We start from the raw sequence: 16,252 nt of genomic DNA, 5'->3' as shown, positions 1-16,252 counted from the left end.
GTATTTGCTTTTACTTCGCCGTCTTTTTTTATTTGATTTCGATTTCTTCTTTCATATCAATCTCTTCTCCTTGCGGATCGTAGAAGATATATTCCAGAAACGCTAATTTCTGGCTTGGAATAATCTTGATACCGAATCCGTATTTCATTTGCCACTTCCGTTTCAGTGAGAGAACTCCCTGATTGATATAGGCAGCGATATACGGGTGGATGTGTAACGAGAATTTCTTTATCTTCAATTTGTTGACAAGGTAGTCAATTTTACTCTCTAATGTGTCTGTAAAGAGAATGGACGATTTGATAGTGCCTTTGCCGAAGCAAGTAGGACAGGTCTCCGTTGTGTTTACATCCATTGCCGGACGCACTCGCTGACGCGTTATCTGCATCAATCCGAATTTGCTAAGTGGCAGGATATTATGGCGCGCTCTGTCTTTCTGCATGTTGGCACACATACGTTCGTAAAGCTTTTGCCTGTTTTCGGCTTCATTCATATCGATGAAATCCACCACGATGATACCACCCATATCTCTTAACCGTAATTGGCGTGCAAGCTCATCGGCTGCTCCCAGATTCACTTCCAGTGCGTTAGCTTCCTGTCCGTTGGCATTCTTGGTGCGATTACCGCTGTTCACATCTACTACGTGAAGCGCCTCAGTGTGCTCAATAATCAGGTAGGCCCCACTTTTGTACGAAACAGTTTTGCCAAATGACGACTTAATCTGTTTGGTGATACCGAAATTGTCGTAAATGGGAAGTTGTCCTTTGTACAGCTTTACAATTCCTGCCCGTTCAGGGGCAATGAGTGTTACGTAATCCCTTATTTCGTTGAATACAGCTTCGTTGTTCACGTAGATGTTTTCGAAAGAAGGATTAAACAAGTCGCGTAATAAGCCTACGGCGCGGCTGGTTTCTTCGTAAATCAGTGTCGGAAACTTGGTCGCTTTTTGTACTTTCGTAATAGCTTCTTCCCAGTGTTTCAGTAATACTTTAAGCTCTCCGTCAAGCTCTGCTACGCGTTTTCCTTCGGCAACAGTACGCACGATAACCCCAAAGTTCTTGGGCTTGATGCTCATTAGTAGTTGTTTGAGGCGGGCGCGTTCTTCGCTTGATTTAATTTTTTGTGATACGGAAACTTTATCATTGAAAGGAATTAGCACAAGATATCTTCCGGCAAAAGAGAGTTCGGAGGTCAGGCGCGGTCCTTTAGTTGAGATAGGTTCCTTTACGATTTGCACCACTACTTCTTGTCCTACCTTGAGTGTGTTGGAAACTGTTCCGTCTTTTTCAAGATCGGGAAGTATGGTTGCTTTAGTGATTGGATTAAGCTTTTTTTTATCGCTTAAAGTTTGCTTTACGTATTTCTCTAATGAGTTAAATTGAGGACCTAAGTCCAAATAATGAAGAAAAGCATCTTTCTCGTAACCCACGTCCACGAAGCAGGCATTCAGGCCTGGCATCAATTTCTTGACGCGTCCCAAATACATATTGCCCACAGAGAAGGAAATATTTCTTCCTTCGCTTTGGAGTTCTACCAGGCTTTTGTCTTCGAGCAGAGCGATGGAGACCTCTTTGGGCTGTACGTCTACAACGAGTTCGCTTGTCACAATTATTTGCTTTTACATTTATTATACAGAAATTTTCTGTTTGGATTGACCGATGCATCAATCTTTTGTATATTGGTGATCGGCTTAATACTTAAACAAAGAACAAACCCGCGAGACAATTACCTTCACAAGTTTGTTCTTTATTTTGTCCTTCAGACTAAAAATTACTTTTTGCTTTTATGTCTGTTCTTTCTTAGTCTTTTTTTACGCTTGTGCGTAGACATTTTATGTCTTTTTTTCTTCTTTCCGCTTGGCATAGCTTCAAAATTTTACGGGTTAATACTATTGTTTATTATTTTTTCACAGCAATGGTGAATGTCTTAGCAGGTTTAAAAGCCGGAATGTTGTGTTCCGGAATAATGATAGTAGTGTTCTTTGAGATGTTGCGAGCTGTTTTCTGAGCTCTTTTCTTCACTACAAAACTACCAAACCCGCGGAGATAAACATTTTCATCTTTTGATAAAGATGCCTTCACTGCGTCCATGAACGCTTCAACGGTTGTCAGTACTGTGACTTTGTCAATTCCGGTGTTCTTTGTAATTTCGTTTACAATATCAGCTTTAGTCATTTTTCCTAAAAAAAAATATTATTACTATTGTTTTCTAATTTTTTGGACTGCAAATATATAGCTTTTTGGCGGCTCTAAAAAATATATTTCGGACAATTTTCTAAAAAAGTCCAAGCATTAAGTTTTGTTAGATTGAAAATCTGTATTTTTGTTCTTCCGAAAAATAAGGTGCACTCTTTTGTAAATATGGACTTTGAGATGAATATATTGACTGAAACTTTGCTGGATTGGTATGCGGATAACAAACGTGATTTGCCTTGGAGAGATACTGCTGATCCTTATCGGATATGGATTTCCGAGATTATTTTGCAGCAGACGAGAGTTGTGCAGGGATATGAGTATTTCCTTCGCTTTATTCGTCGTTTTCCTGATGTGGAAACTTTGGCTGCGGCTTCAGAAGATGAGGTTCTGAAGTACTGGCAAGGGTTGGGATATTATTCTCGTGCCCGTAATTTGCATGCGGCAGCCAAGAGTATGAACGGTAAGTTTCCGGCAAGTTATCAGGAAGTGCGTGCTTTGAAAGGTGTGGGCGATTATACGGCTGCTGCCATTTGTTCCATTGCCTATAATATGCCGTATGCGGTGGTGGACGGAAATGTTTATCGCGTACTTTCCCGCTATTGGGGCGTTGATACTCCCATTGATTCAACGGAAGGAAAGAGGCTTTTTGCAGTTTTGGCCGATGAGATGCTTGATAAATCCCGACCTGCGATTTATAACCAAGCTATTATGGATTTTGGAGCTGTTCAGTGTACACCGCAGGCTCCTAATTGTATGTTTTGCCCTTTGGCCGATAGCTGCACAGCTTTATCGAAAGGCTTGGTGATGCAGCTTCCGGTGAAGCGGCATAAGACAAAAACATCCAACCGTTATTTTAATTATATATATGTACGCATGGGCGCGTGTACCTTTATACATAAGCGGACGGCTGATGATATTTGGAAAAATCTGTTTGAGTTGCCGCTGATTGAAGCGGATAAGGCTTTGTCGGAGGAAGAATTTTTGTCATCGGCTTCTTTTCGTTTGTTGCTGGCAGAAGGAGAGTGTCCGGAAGTGCGTTCTGTGCTCCGGAATGTGAAGCATGTTTTATCGCATAGGGTGATTTATGCCAACTTTTATGAAGTGGTTCTTCCGGAAAACTCCCGTTCGTTTTCGGACTATCAGTGCATCAGGGTAGAAGATTTGGAACAATACCCGGTATCGCGTTTAGTGCATGCATTCTTGGAGAAATATATATAAAAGTTTGTTGTATTCTTGCATGATGTTGTTATTCTCGTTAATTTTGGCAGCAAATTAAAAAAACGAAAGCGTATGTCGGTAAATAAGGTGATATTGTTAGGAAATGTGGGGCAACCCCCAAAAGTGACCTACTACGATGGCGGTAATTGTGTAGCGCAAGTGTCTTTCGCTACCTCTGAAAAGGGGTATACTTTACAGAATGGGACGCAAATTCCGGATCGCACTGAATGGCATAATTTAGTCTTTCGTAACCGGCTGGCTGAAATCGTTGACCAATATGTGCATAAAGGGGATAAGCTTTATGTGGAAGGTAAAATACGGACTCGTTCGTACGATGATCAGACCGGTGCAAAACGTTATATTACAGAAATTTTTGTAGATAACATGGAAATGCTTTCTCCGAGAAATGCTGCCTCCGGAACTGCGGTTCAGGCAGGTATGCCGGGGCAAGCGGGTATTCCAGTACAGTCAACACAATCGCAGGTTGCTCCTGCACAAAATAATCCGACGGACGATTTACCGTTCTAATTGTTTAACTAAAACCAAAATCTTTGGACCCAGACGCTTATTTATGCCAGTTGGCAGATATTTTTAACGGTATAACCGTACATGCTCCTTCTATTTCGGCTATTATAGCCATTGTCTTGGCAGGTGTGCTTTTACTTGCTTCCGGTTTCGCTTCAGCTTCCGAGATAGCATTTTTCTCATTATCTCCCTCCGATTTGAGTGCCATTGAAGAAGGGAAACACCCTTCTGATGAGAAAATCAGGAATTTGTTGGATGATACGGAACGCTTGTTGGCTACGATATTGATTACGAACAATTTTGTGAACGTAACGATTATTATGCTCTGCAATTTCTTCTTTATGAATGTGTTCCTGTTTCATTCGGCTATTGCGGAGTTTTTGATCCTGACAGTTGTCCTGACTTTCTTATTGTTGCTTTTTGGCGAGATTATGCCGAAGATTTATTCTGCACAGAAGACGTTGGCTTTTTGTCGTTTCGCAGCTCCCGGTATTATGGCATGCCGTTCTGTTTTTTATCCGTTGTCATCGTTATTGGTACGTTCCACTTCGTTTCTCAATAAGCACTTTGTACGCAAAAATCATAATATTTCGGTAGACGAACTCTCGCATGCACTGGAATTGACAGATAAGGCTGAACTTTCGGAAGAAAATAATATACTGGAGGGGATCATTCGTTTTGGCGGAGAGACGGCTAAGGAGGTGATGACATCACGTTTGGATGTGGTGGACCTGGAGATTCGCACTCCTTTTAAGGACGTATTGAAGTGTATCGTGGAGAATGCCTACTCACGTATCCCTGTTTATGCGGAGACGCGTGATAATATAAAGGGAGTGCTCTATATCAAGGATTTGCTCCCTCATCTGAACAAAGGGGATAATTTCCGTTGGCAGTCATTGATTCGTCCTGCCTATTTTGTTCCGGAAACCAAGATGATTGATGATTTACTTCGTGACTTTCAGGCAAATAAAATTCATATTGCTATTGTGGTAGATGAGTTTGGAGGAACGTCGGGTATTGTCACGATGGAGGATATCATTGAAGAAATTGTAGGTGAAATACGTGATGAGTATGATGATGAAGAGCGTACGTATGCTGTGCTCAATGATCATACATGGGTATTTGAAGCTAAAACACAGTTGACGGATTTCTATAAGATAACCAAAATTGATGAAGAAACTTTTGATGAAGTAGCAGGTGATGCAGATACTTTGGCCGGGCTTTTGCTTGAACTGAAGGGAGAATTTCCGGTACTCCACGAAAAGGTGGCTTACGATTGCTATGAATTTGAGGTTCTCGAAATGGATAATCGCCGTATCCTAAAGGTGAAGTTCACAGTCAATGAACCAGCTGGTGAAGGTTCTGAAACAGAAAAATAATGCCTGTTTTTAAACAATATATCGGGAGTTCTTGCAGGTGGGGTATTTGGAAAGCAGATGAAACAGTGGAAGAGCTGCTTGCTTTGCTTCCCCATAAGGAAAAATATGAGGCTGATATTTGCGGATTTACGGCTAATTCTCGTAAATTGGAACGGTTGGCAGTTCGTGTATTATTGTATGAAATGCTTGGTGAAGAAAAGGAGATTGGTTATCGGTCCAGTGGAAAACCTTATTTGGCAGACGGCTCTGCTTCTATCAGTATTTCGCATACTAAAGGCTATGTAGCTGTTCTGTTGGGCGGGCCGGAAAAAGAAGTGGGTATTGATGTCGAATGTTATGGCGAACGCGTACGGAAAGTTGCTCATAAGTTCGTGCGGGAAGATGAAAGTGTATCTTGGTATAAAGGTACGGAAACCTGGTCGTTGCTGCTCCACTGGTCTGCAAAGGAAACAATGTTTAAATGTATGAATACTTCCGATGTTGATTTCCGGAAACATCTGCACATATTGCCTTTTACGGTTGAAGAACAAGGAGTATTCTCCGCCGTCGAATACCGTACGGCGGAGAAACGGAACTTTCGGATTCACTACTACTTGTTTCCGGATTTTGTTTTGACGTTAAGTCTGTGATTATAATCTTTCCAACTGTACTGTAAAATGGCGCATTAATGGAGCTTCCCAGGCAATGCGTACGCCTCTTGTGATTGTTTCGCGTTTGTCATATACATTTTTGAGTGCAGCGGCTATTACATTCATATGGTTATCCGTATACACGCGGCGTGGAATGGCAAGGCGGAGTAAATCCAGTCCGTTGAAACGGTTTTTTCGGGTAACCGGATCGCGATCGGCAAGTAGGTAACCTATCTCGCATCCGCGTATGCCGGCTTCCAGATACAACTCAATGGTCAATGTCTGTGCCGGGAACTCTTCTTTGGGAACATGCGTCAGTACCTTTGGGGCGTCTACAAAAATGGCATGGCCTCCGGCAGGGCGTTGATAAGGTATTTTATATTCGTCTAATTTTCTTGCCAGATATTCTACCTGACGAATACGGGTTTCAAGATTATCGAATTCGGTGTTTTCATCCAGACCGATAGCAAGTGCATTCATGTCGCGACCATTCATACCGCCATAGGTAAGGTAGCCTTCAAACTGCACACAAAATCCTTTTGCTCCTTCGTACCAATCCTGTCGGCGGGTTGCTATAAATCCGCCCATATTTACGATGCCGTCTTTCTTGGCACTCATTGTCATACCGTCTGCGAGTGCAAACATTTCTTTAGTGATTTCCTTGATGCTTTTATCCTTGTAGCCTTCTTCGCGTGTCTTAATGAAATAGGCATTTTCGGCAAAACGGGCAGAGTCGAATAGAACAGGCTTGTTGTATTTGTCGGCAATGCTCCGGACATCACGTAAGTTCTGCATGGATACGGGTTGACCTCCGGCTGTGTTATTGGTGATAGTGACGATGATAAACGGTATGCGGTCATTATGTTCCTGCAACACTTTTTCCAGTTTGGCCGGGTCTACATTTCCTTTAAACGGGATCTCCAATTGTGTTTGTTTGGCTTCGTCTATTGTACAGTCCAATGCGATTGCCTTTCGGCTTTCGATATGTCCTTTGGTAGTATCAAAATGGGAATTTCCCGGCACAATATCTCCTTCATGTATCAGATAAGAGAATAATACATTCTCAGCTGCACGTCCTTGATGAGTAGGGATTATGTATTCAAAACCGGTCAGGCGGGTGATAACTTCTTTCAGGTTAAAGAAAGAAGAAGCGCCTGCATAACTTTCATCTCCAAGCATAATGCCTGCCCATTGCCGGTCGCTCATGGCTCCTGTTCCAGAGTCGGTGATGAGGTCAATGTAGACTTGTTCTGATTTCAGTTGAAAAACATTGTAATGGGCTTCTTTCAACCATTGTTCACGTTCTTGACGGGTACTTTTGCGGATAGGCTCCACCATTTTTATTTTCCATGATTCGGCAAATGGTAATTCCATAGTTTATTTTTTTATTGAGTTAGACAATAAGTTAACGGTTAAATCTGTTTATAACGTCTTTTTGTGCCGAATGTAGTGATTTTATAGGTGACTGACAATAGATTTGTGACTTTTTGTAAGAAAATGTCCGGGCGAATCACTTCGACCGGACATCATTTAAATAAACTTGGCAGAGTTTATTCCTTTTTACTTTCTTTGAAAGAGTTTGGATGAATGAAATGATTGGATGATTTATCCGGTTCATTAGACTCAACGCTTTTTCCTCGAAAGCAATGATAAAATGGTGCATGGCAGGTCTTCTGACTTGTTTCTGTTACAGACTGCCTTCCCGGAATATATTTCCAGTGGCATGGGTAGAGAGTTTTATTGTCTGCAACATTGTGTGAAACTTACAGCAGCGGGACTGTCCAGGACTTACACCTGATTCCCTTTTAATTGCCTCCTTTGAAAAAAGGAAGCAAACCAATGCATTGCAAAGATAATGAAAAAAGTAACAAACGGGAATGAATAGGAAAATTATTTCTCCTTTGCCAGCGTAAATACAAATTCCAGTCCGCCACCTTGATTATTTTTGGCGGAAATTGTTCCACCATGAATAATGACAGCGTTTTTCACGATAGCAAGCCCCAAACCTGTACCGCCCAGCTTACGTGAGCGTCCTTTATCTACGCGGTAAAAGCGTTCGAACAAACGGTTCAGGTGTTCCGGTGAAACGCCTATTCCTGTATCGGCAAAACTAAAATAATAGAAATTCTCGTCTTCGCGGAAACAGTTGATATTAATATGGATATTTGTTCCGGCATAGGCTATGGCATTGTCCATTAGGTTACGGAAGATAGAATAGAGCAGTGAATAGTTACCTTTCAGCTGTATTTTGGGTTGCAGACTGTTGACTACAGTTATACGCTTCTCTTCCAGTTCCAATGAAACTTCATTGACTATGCTGGAGACGAGCATACTGATGTCCACTTTTTCCATATCAATCATATTGGCTGCTTCGTCCATGCGTGTCAGTACGGAAATGTCCCGTAATAAGCGGCTGAGGCGGTTGCTTTGAGCATAGCATCGTTCGAGAAAAGTCTGTATCTTCTCATGGGGAATGTTTTCGTTGTTGACAATGGTTTCCAAATAGCCTTGTATGCTGCTTACGGGGGTTTTCAGTTCATGGGCTATGTTCTGTGTCAGTTGGCGTTTCAAGCGTACCTGTTCTTCCTCCTGTGTGATGTCATTAATGGAGATTTCAAAACTCAGGTCTTGGAAGATGATGCACTCTACGATGAATATACGCCCGTTTTTATTAATGTTGATGGACAGTCGTTTTTCTTCTTTATCCGAAGGGCGTCTTTGCGCCTTGCTGATGAAGTCGGTAATTTTCTGAAACTCACAGACAGAGAATATCTCTTCAGTGGTTTGTAGATTAGAGTCTGAAATTAAGTTGCTGTATTGAGTAAAAAGGTTGTTGACGAGAATTTCCTTCTTGTCTTTAGTAAATACTCCCAATCCTTCGCGAGAGGTCTGCAAATGGGTGATCAGTTTTTCACGCTCGATATATAGTGCTTCTTTGGTTTCACGCAGGCGTTTATATATTTGTATGATATGTTGGGAGATTTCGCCGAGTTCATTGTGTGGGAAAGCAGATTGTATATCGGTTTCCACTGGTTCGTTTCTATCGGCACGTTTGGCAAACTCGCGTAAGTGGCTGATTGCCATACCCAGTTTGGATGTAAATTTGTAGAATACAAATATCAGCAATAGAGTAACGATAGTCGTAAACCAAAGATAATGCTGGTCGGCAGCCAGGCTGTTTATCAGATTTACGTTGTAGGGCAATGCTGAACGGATGATATAATGGGGATAGAGAGTGGCCGAATAGAAATAGGGTATGCCGGTTGTTTCGGAAGTACGTCTTAAATCATATCCTTTTCCGTTTTTTAGTGCCTTTTGAATTTCCTGGCGATTGATATGGTTGTTGAATACTTCTTGGGACGTTTCGTTGTAGCTGTCATAAAGCACGTCTCCATGTAGATTTACGATAGTGACGCGGAGATCCTTGTTCGACCCTTTGACTATATATTGGTTCAAGACGGAGGTCCATAAGCTGTCGGGAGTGCTTCGCAGTTCCTGTTGCAGACGTTCATTGTAGTCCTGAAGTTGTGTGTCAAGCAGCTCTACTTTGTACTCTTTTTCCCGCTGATACTGATAGGCGATGAAGCAGACAGCAAAAACAAGAAACAATGAAATCACCGAAAGGAACAACTTCCGGCTGAATGACAGGACGTGTCTGTCATTATTGGGCTTCGAAACAATATCCATATCCTAAACGAGTTACAATGCATTTGCCGTAAATTCCTATTTTTTTGCGCAGACGAGTGATGTTTACGTCTATGGTGCGGTCCAGTACATATACTTCGTCACTCCAGATACGTCCTAAAATGTCCTCACGTGAGAATACGCGCCCTTTGTTTTGAAGTAGTAGGAGCAATATCTCGAATTCCTTTTTGGTAAGTGGCGCTTCTTCACCGTCTATACTTACTTTCTTTTTGATGATGTCAAGCACCAGTGATTCATAGACGATTTGTTCTGGCGCACGTTCTCTTTCTCCTTGCTGGGTACGGCGCAGTACGGCTTTGACGCGTGCCGCTACTTCGCGCAGAGAAAACGGTTTGGAGATATAATCATCTGCGCCTAGATTAAATCCGGTTACCGTATCATTTTCTGTGTCTTTAGCGGTAATGAATATGATAGGAACTTTGGCTGTCTTTTTGTCTTTTTTCAGCATACTTGCCATTTTGAATCCGGAGATTTCTCCCATCATCACATCCAACAATAGCAAATTGTAGGCACTGATATCCAATTTCAAGGCTTCTTCTGCGGAATTGGCGGTGTCTACTACGTAACCTTCGTTTTCAAGATTGAACTTTAAGATTTCGCATAAATCTTCTTCGTCGTCTACAACTAAAATCCGGTATTCGTTCATTGTACTTTTTAATTAATGTAATGGGAGGCATACAGCGTCTCTTTATTACAAAGTTAAACTTTATTTCTTTTCATCGACAAAATTGCGGCGTTTTTGTTACGATAGAGTGAAACAAGTGTTACATTGCGATTACAAAATCCCGGTTTCCCCCAATTAAGTATTATCTTTGTATTGTTTTAAGGTTGGTGGCTATATGAAAGAATTATTGAATATAATGAGAAGGAGGCGGTCTAAATGGTGCATGCCGCTGGTTGGTGCTGTATCGGTGGCTGTAATCATCGGTTCGATTTGGCTGAACGTTGCTCCTTTCAGTTCAGGTTTTGAGATAACGGATGAATTAGGTGGAAATATTTTCCCTTCCAGTATTTTATGTGTTGCGACAACGGATGCTCAGGTCATTATACCGGTGGACTCGATGTTTGTCGGAAACCCGAAATCATGCATTGCAGTGAGGGTGCGTTCCGCAAAAGCATATAGCCGGGTGAGGGTAGAGGTGGCGGAAACTCCTTTTTTCTCCCGTTCTGTTTCGGAGTTCGTATTGGCGAAGCCGCGTACTGAATATATTATTTACCCTGATATTATTTGGAATTATGAAGCATTGAGAAATAATAATCAGGCGGAGCCGATTAGCGTTGCCGTTACGTTGGAAATGAACGGAAAAGAGTTGGGGCAACGGGTACGTACTTTTTCTGTACGTAGCATTAATGAGTGCCTATTGGGGTATGTGACAGGAGGTACAAAATTTCATGATACCGGAATCTTCTTTGCCGCTTATGTAAATGAGGAAAATCCTATGATAGACCAACTGTTGCGTGAGGCTTTGAACACTCGCATTGTGAATCGTTTCCTTGGTTATCAGGGAGGTCCTGAGGCTGTTGATAATCAGGTTTACGCTTTATGGAATGTTTTGCAGAAACGCAAATTCCGTTATAGTTCCGTATCCAACACAAGTTTGTCCAGTAATGTTGTTTTCTCTCAACGGGTCCGTACGTTTGATGATGCTTTGGAATCGTCGCAAATAAATTGTGTGGATGGCAGCGTCTTGTTTGCTTCTTTGCTTCGTGCCATTAATATGGAGCCGATATTGGTGCGGACACCCGGTCATATGTTTGTGGGGTATTATACTGATGCAAATCACAAAGACATGAAGTTCCTTGAAACGACTATGATTGGTGATGTTGATTTGGATGATTTTTTTCCTGATGAACAATTGGACTCTACTATGATCGGAAAAACACAGAATCAGATGTCCCGTATCACTTTTGATAAGTCTAAAGAGTATGCAAACAGGAAATATAAGGAAAATGAAAAAGGTATTCACTCCGGTAAATTGAATTATATGTTTTTGGAAATATCCAAGGAAGTAAGAAGGCAGATACAGCCAATAGGAAAATAGTTGAAATGGACAAGTTGTGAAATACTGCTCAAAACTAATTTTTTATCGCATTTTATTTTATGATGTAAATTTCCTATCTTTGCACTCAGAATGTGGATTTTAAGATATGATTAAAATATTGGAGACCTAAAAGTCTTCATTCATAGATGATGATTGGAACAGTCGGTTCGTGAGAATCGGCTGTTTTTTGTTTCGATTGTTTGCATATCAGGAGTGGTAGTGTTACTTTTGCAAGGAAGAAGTTATTTAGTCAATGAAATATGAAACAAGGTAAGAAATTTATTTCTCCGGGAGCATGGTTCTCTATGGTCTATCCGGCAGACTGGAACGAATTTGAAGACGGGGAAGGTTCTTTCCTGTTTTATAATCCTAACGAGTGGACAGGTAATTTCCGTATATCGGCCTATAAGGGCAGTGCGACGTATGGCAAGGAAGCTGTTGAACAGGAACTGAAGGAGAACACCTCGGCTACATCTGTAAAGATAGGGCCTGTGTCGTGTGCGTACAGCAAGGAAATGTTCGAGGAAGAAGGGGTGTACTATACATCTCATCTTTGGGTTACGGGAATGGGCGACGTTGCGTTTGAATGTTCGTTTACGGTGCGTAAGGGAGAGCCGGTGACGGAAGCCGAAAACATAATAGCCTCACTGGAAGTACGCAGGGCCAATCAGAAATATCCGGCGGAGATCATCCCGGTACGCCTGTCTGAAATTTATCAGATAAATGAGGCGTATGAGTGGGTGAGTAACACAGTGAAAGAATACCTGAAGAAAGACTTTCAGGGACAGGAAGAAGACATTGCCAATATGCAACAGGTTATGGATAGCGGCAATATCGGTGCCAAGAAAAAGGAAGCCTGGCTCGCTTTGGGCATTACGCTTTGTGCCATTCTTGCCAATGAAGTGGAGGGCTTTGAATGGCGTACGTTGATTGACGGTAATCGTGAAGCTCCTGTTCTTGTGAACGTAGCAGACGGTGCTATGATAGACCCGATGAAATTAGTATGGAGTAAGGTGAAAGCCGGAGAAGCCTGTTATCTTGCGGAGATTTATAAAAACTTGCTTTCATAGCAGCTTTTTCTGATGATCACTGCCGTTCCGCATAACGGCTTTCAAATTTTAATTCTCTCAATTCTTAATTTAATAAGCTTTGGCAGCAGTAAATTCAATTCTTCAAGTGGAAAACTTGACCAAGTCATTCGGTGATCTGGTACTATTCGAGAATATCTTTTTGGGCTTATCCGAAGGGCAGCGTGTGGGCCTCATTGCTAAAAATGGCAGCGGCAAGTCCACATTGCTGAACATTCTTTCCGGAAAGGAAGGTTATGATAGTGGCACAATTTCTTTCAGACGCGATGTAAGAGTCGGATATCTGGAACAGGATCCTCAGTATCCGGAGGAACTGACCGTTCTCGAAGCTTGTTTTCATCATGGCAACAGCACCGTAGAACTGATTAAGGAGTACGAACGCTGCATGGAGACGGAGGGACACCCCGGTTTGGACGAAATTTTGGTGCGTATGGATCAGGAGAAGGCCTGGGAGTACGAACAGAAGGCCAAGCAAATCCTTTCCCAATTGAAAATCCGTGATTTCAACCAGCAGGTAAAGTCGCTTTCCGGCGGACAATTGAAGCGCGTAGCGCTTGCCAATACGCTTATCACCGAGCCTGATTTGTTGATACTGGATGAGCCTACCAACCATCTTGACCTTGATATGACCGAATGGTTGGAAGACTATTTGCGCCGTACCAACCTCACTCTGCTGATGGTGACGCACGACCGGTATTTCCTTGACCGCGTTTGCTCGGAGATTGTCGAAATAGACAACCGCCGGATATACCAGTACAAAGGTAATTACAGCTATTATCTGGAAAAGCGCGAAGAACGCATCGAAGCAAAGACGGTAGAGATAGAACGCGCCAATAATCTGTATCGCACTGAACTTGAGTGGATGCGCCGTATGCCACAGGCCAGAGGGCACAAAGCGCGTTACCGGGAAGATGCTTTTTATGAGTTGGAGAAGGTGGCCAAGCAGCGTTTCAACAACGACAATGTGAAGCTGGATGTAAAAGCGTCTTACATCGGCAGTAAGATATTTGAGGCAGATCATCTTTGCAAGTCCTTCGGTGATTTGAAGATATTGGATGATTTCTCTTACATCTTCGCCCGTTATGAAAAAATGGGTATTGTGGGCAATAATGGTACAGGAAAGTCTACTTTTATCAAGATATTGATGGGAGATGAGAAGGCGGACAGTGGAACGCTGGACATTGGCGAAACCGTCCGCTTCGGCTACTATTCGCAGGATGGCTTGCAATTTGACGAGCAGATGAAGGTTATAGATGTAGTGCAGGACATTGCCGAGGTGATAGAGCTGGGTAATGGCAAGCGCCTGACGGCATCGCAGTTTCTGCAACATTTTCTTTTCACGCCCGAAACGCAGCACAGCTATGTTTATAAGTTGAGCGGTGGCGAGCGCCGCCGTCTCTATCTGTGTACTGTATTGATGCGCAACCCTAATTTTCTGGTGCTGGATGAGCCGACCAATGACCTTGACATTGTTACACTGAATGTGCTGGAGGAATATTTGCAGAATTTCAAAGGTTGTGTCATCGTGGTGAGTCACGACCGCTATTTTATGGATAAGGTAGTGGATCATTTGCTGGTGTTCAACGGTCAGGGAGATATTCGTGATTTTCCCGGTAACTATACCCAATATCGCGATTGGAAAGATGTGAAGGCAGTCCGGGAAAAAGAGAAGGAGAAAGAAGTGGCAAAAGACCGGGAGGAAAAGACTGCGAAAGTCCGTCTGAACGAGAAGCGCCGTATGTCTTTCAAGGAGAAGCGTGAGTTTGAAATGCTTGAGCAGGAAATTGCGGCATTGGAAGCGGAAAAGCAATCCATTGAGGAGGCATTGTGCAGCGGGACGCTGTCCGTCGATGAATTGACAGAGAAGTCGAAACGCCTGCCGGAATTGGCAGAACTGATTGATGAAAAGACAATGCGCTGGCTGGAGTTAAGCGAAATAGAATCGAACTGAGAATACATTTTGACTTTTATCGACTGTTTTATGAAGTTCGGAAACAATAATTGAAGTATAAGAGAATGGGCAGAAATGGAAATCTGACAAATTATCATAGTCACAGCCTGTATTGCGACGGACGCGCCGGTATGGAGGACTTCGTGCGATTTGCCATAAGTGAAGGATTTACTTCGTATGGCTTTTCATCTCATGCCCCGTTGCCTTTTTCTACGGCGTGGGCAATGGAATGGGATCGCATGGATGACTATCTGGCGGAATTTCATCGGATGAAAAAGAAATATGCTCGGAAGATAGAACTTTATCTTGGTTTGGAAATAGATTATCTGAATGAAGAGAGTAATCCGTCCGTTGACTGTTTCCGGAAACTTCCGTTGGACTACCGCATCGGTTCCGTACACATGCTGTATAATGATGAATCGGAGGTTGTGGATGTGGATGTTTCCGCCGCTGCCTTCAAGCGGATTGTGGATGAGCAATTCGGAGGTGACCTGGAGAGGGTGGTGCGTCTGTATTATGGACGGCTGAGGCGTATGCTGGAGTTGGGCGGTTTCGATATAGTGGGGCATGCGGACAAGATGCACTATAATGCGGCCTGCTATCGTCCCGGCCTGCTCGATGAAGTTTGGTATGATACGCTTGTAAAAGAGTTTTTTGAAGATATTGCCGCACGTAGCTATCAGGTGGAAATCAATACCAAGTCCTATCATGATTTGGGAACTTTCTATCCCAATGAACGTTATTTCCCGCTGCTGCACAGTTTGGGTATCCGGGTTCAGGTCAACAGCGACTCTCACTATCCGGAACGGATCAATAGTGGCCGTCCGGAAGCATTGCGGGCATTGGTGAAAGCCGGATACAAGACCGTAATGGAATTATACGATGGCAAGTGGCAGGAAATGCCGATAGTCTTATAAAGGTTATTTATGGACAGAAGATAGTATGCTTAAAGGGAATGTGTGAAAATGGAATCCCGCTATCACTCTGTCATTCAGAACAGAGTGGTAGCGGGATTCCATTTTCAGCCTCCTTTTGAGGTATTAATCTTTATTTATTTCTTCAGCAGAAACTCGTCAATCGCCTTCTTGTAGGTTGCCTTGTCCGCGGCTCCGCGAAACAACTGGGGTTCACCCTGCATCGGTACGAAGACAAAAAGGGGAATGCTCGTAGCATTGAATAAAGCAGCCAGCTCTTTCTCCTTGTCTACATTGACTTTGTATATCACGATTTTTCCGGCATATTCCTTTGCCAGTTCTTTCATGATAGGAGCCGTCATGCGGCAGGGGCCGCACCAGTCGGCGTATAAATCAATGATAGCGGGTTTATCGCCTTTGTACTTCCACTCTTTGGACTTTTCGTAATCGAATATTTCTTTAATAAACATGTCTTTGTTCATTACGATTACATTACCTTCCTGAGTAGTCTCTTGCTTTTCTGCTTGTTTTTGTCTGGCTCCGTCGGTACAAGCATAGGTCAGAATGCTTGAGAAGATGAGAGCCGCCATAGCTATAATTTTCTTCATT

General features: G+C 42.7%; 14 protein-coding genes and 1 riboswitch. Of the genes, 8 read left to right on the top strand and 6 right to left on the bottom strand.

Features of this window, described 5'->3' with window-relative positions:
* Window positions 1–28: 28 nt before the first annotated feature.
* Window positions 29–1,603, bottom strand: a complete 1,575-nt coding sequence (locus NQ546_RS14360; RefSeq protein ID WP_004290359.1) for an Rne/Rng family ribonuclease — start codon at window positions 1,601–1,603, stop codon at window positions 29–31.
* Window positions 1,604–1,895: 292 nt separating this feature from the next.
* Window positions 1,896–2,171: an HU family DNA-binding protein gene (locus tag NQ546_RS14355; RefSeq protein ID WP_004290360.1), complete on the bottom strand. Its 276-nt coding sequence runs from the start codon at window positions 2,169–2,171 to the stop codon at window positions 1,896–1,898.
* 198 nt (window positions 2,172–2,369) lie between these two features.
* Between NQ546_RS14355 and mutY the strand changes: the two genes are divergently transcribed.
* The 4 genes from mutY to NQ546_RS14335 all read left to right on the top strand — a co-directional run bounded on the left by mutY (window position 2,370) and on the right by NQ546_RS14335 (window position 5,943).
* Window positions 2,370–3,410, top strand: a complete 1,041-nt coding sequence (gene mutY, locus NQ546_RS14350) for an A/G-specific adenine glycosylase (RefSeq protein ID WP_039953328.1) — start codon at window positions 2,370–2,372, stop codon at window positions 3,408–3,410.
* 72 nt (window positions 3,411–3,482) lie between these two features.
* Window positions 3,483–3,938, top strand: coding sequence for a single-stranded DNA-binding protein (locus tag NQ546_RS14345; RefSeq protein WP_039953244.1), 456 nt, complete (start codon window positions 3,483–3,485; stop codon window positions 3,936–3,938).
* A 23-nt stretch (window positions 3,939–3,961) separates the two neighbouring features.
* On the top strand, window positions 3,962–5,314 hold the full coding sequence (gldE, locus tag NQ546_RS14340; protein WP_039953245.1) for a gliding motility-associated protein GldE: 1,353 nt from the start codon (window positions 3,962–3,964) through the stop codon (window positions 5,312–5,314).
* Window positions 5,314–5,943 carry a 4'-phosphopantetheinyl transferase family protein gene (locus NQ546_RS14335; protein WP_004290365.1) on the top strand — a complete coding sequence of 210 codons (630 nt, stop codon included), beginning with the start codon at window positions 5,314–5,316 and terminating at the stop codon, window positions 5,941–5,943. The genes gldE and NQ546_RS14335 overlap by 1 nt, the downstream gene beginning before the upstream one ends.
* Here NQ546_RS14335 and NQ546_RS14330 read toward each other — a convergent pair whose 3' ends face one another.
* The 3 genes from NQ546_RS14330 to NQ546_RS14320 form a co-directional block, all read right to left on the bottom strand.
* On the bottom strand, window positions 5,944–7,317 hold the full coding sequence (locus tag NQ546_RS14330; protein WP_004290366.1) for a tryptophanase: 1,374 nt from the start codon (window positions 7,315–7,317) through the stop codon (window positions 5,944–5,946).
* A gap of 272 nt (window positions 7,318–7,589) precedes the next feature.
* Window positions 7,590–7,800, bottom strand: a riboswitch (cobalamin riboswitch).
* Window positions 7,801–7,833: 33 nt separating this feature from the next.
* Window positions 7,834–9,630: a sensor histidine kinase gene (locus NQ546_RS14325; RefSeq protein ID WP_004290368.1), complete on the bottom strand. Its 1,797-nt coding sequence runs from the start codon at window positions 9,628–9,630 to the stop codon at window positions 7,834–7,836.
* Entirely contained in the window at window positions 9,605–10,294 is a 690-nt protein-coding gene (locus NQ546_RS14320) for a response regulator transcription factor (protein ID WP_004290369.1), read from the bottom strand. Before NQ546_RS14320 ends, NQ546_RS14325 begins: the two co-directional genes overlap by 26 nt.
* A 193-nt stretch (window positions 10,295–10,487) precedes the next feature.
* On the opposite strand from NQ546_RS14320, the gene NQ546_RS14315 reads away from it, so the two are divergent.
* From NQ546_RS14315 to NQ546_RS14300, 4 genes are all read left to right on the top strand, one after another.
* A complete protein-coding gene (locus NQ546_RS14315) occupies window positions 10,488–11,690 on the top strand; it encodes a hypothetical protein (protein WP_039953246.1) in 1,203 nt (400 codons plus the stop codon).
* 260 nt (window positions 11,691–11,950) lie between these two features.
* A complete protein-coding gene (locus NQ546_RS14310; RefSeq protein WP_004290371.1) occupies window positions 11,951–12,760 on the top strand; it encodes a DUF3805 domain-containing protein in 810 nt (269 codons plus the stop codon).
* A gap of 79 nt (window positions 12,761–12,839) precedes the next feature.
* Entirely contained in the window at window positions 12,840–14,729 is a 1,890-nt protein-coding gene (locus NQ546_RS14305) for an ABC-F family ATP-binding cassette domain-containing protein (RefSeq protein WP_004290372.1), read from the top strand.
* Window positions 14,730–14,794: 65 nt separating this feature from the next.
* On the top strand, window positions 14,795–15,646 hold the full coding sequence (locus NQ546_RS14300; RefSeq protein ID WP_021940310.1) for a histidinol-phosphatase: 852 nt from the start codon (window positions 14,795–14,797) through the stop codon (window positions 15,644–15,646).
* Window positions 15,647–15,780: 134 nt separating this feature from the next.
* Here NQ546_RS14300 and NQ546_RS14295 read toward each other — a convergent pair whose 3' ends face one another.
* Window positions 15,781–16,251 carry a thioredoxin family protein gene (locus NQ546_RS14295; protein WP_004290374.1) on the bottom strand — a complete coding sequence of 157 codons (471 nt, stop codon included), beginning with the start codon at window positions 16,249–16,251 and terminating at the stop codon, window positions 15,781–15,783.
* Window position 16,252 lies beyond the last annotated feature (1 nt).

This window comes from Bacteroides eggerthii (assembly GCF_025146565.1).
In the GTDB taxonomy this organism is placed as follows: Bacteria; Bacteroidota; Bacteroidia; order Bacteroidales; family Bacteroidaceae; genus Bacteroides; species Bacteroides eggerthii.
The sequence above is the reverse complement of the archived record's forward strand: the minus strand, read 5'-3'. Positions and strand labels throughout refer to the sequence as shown.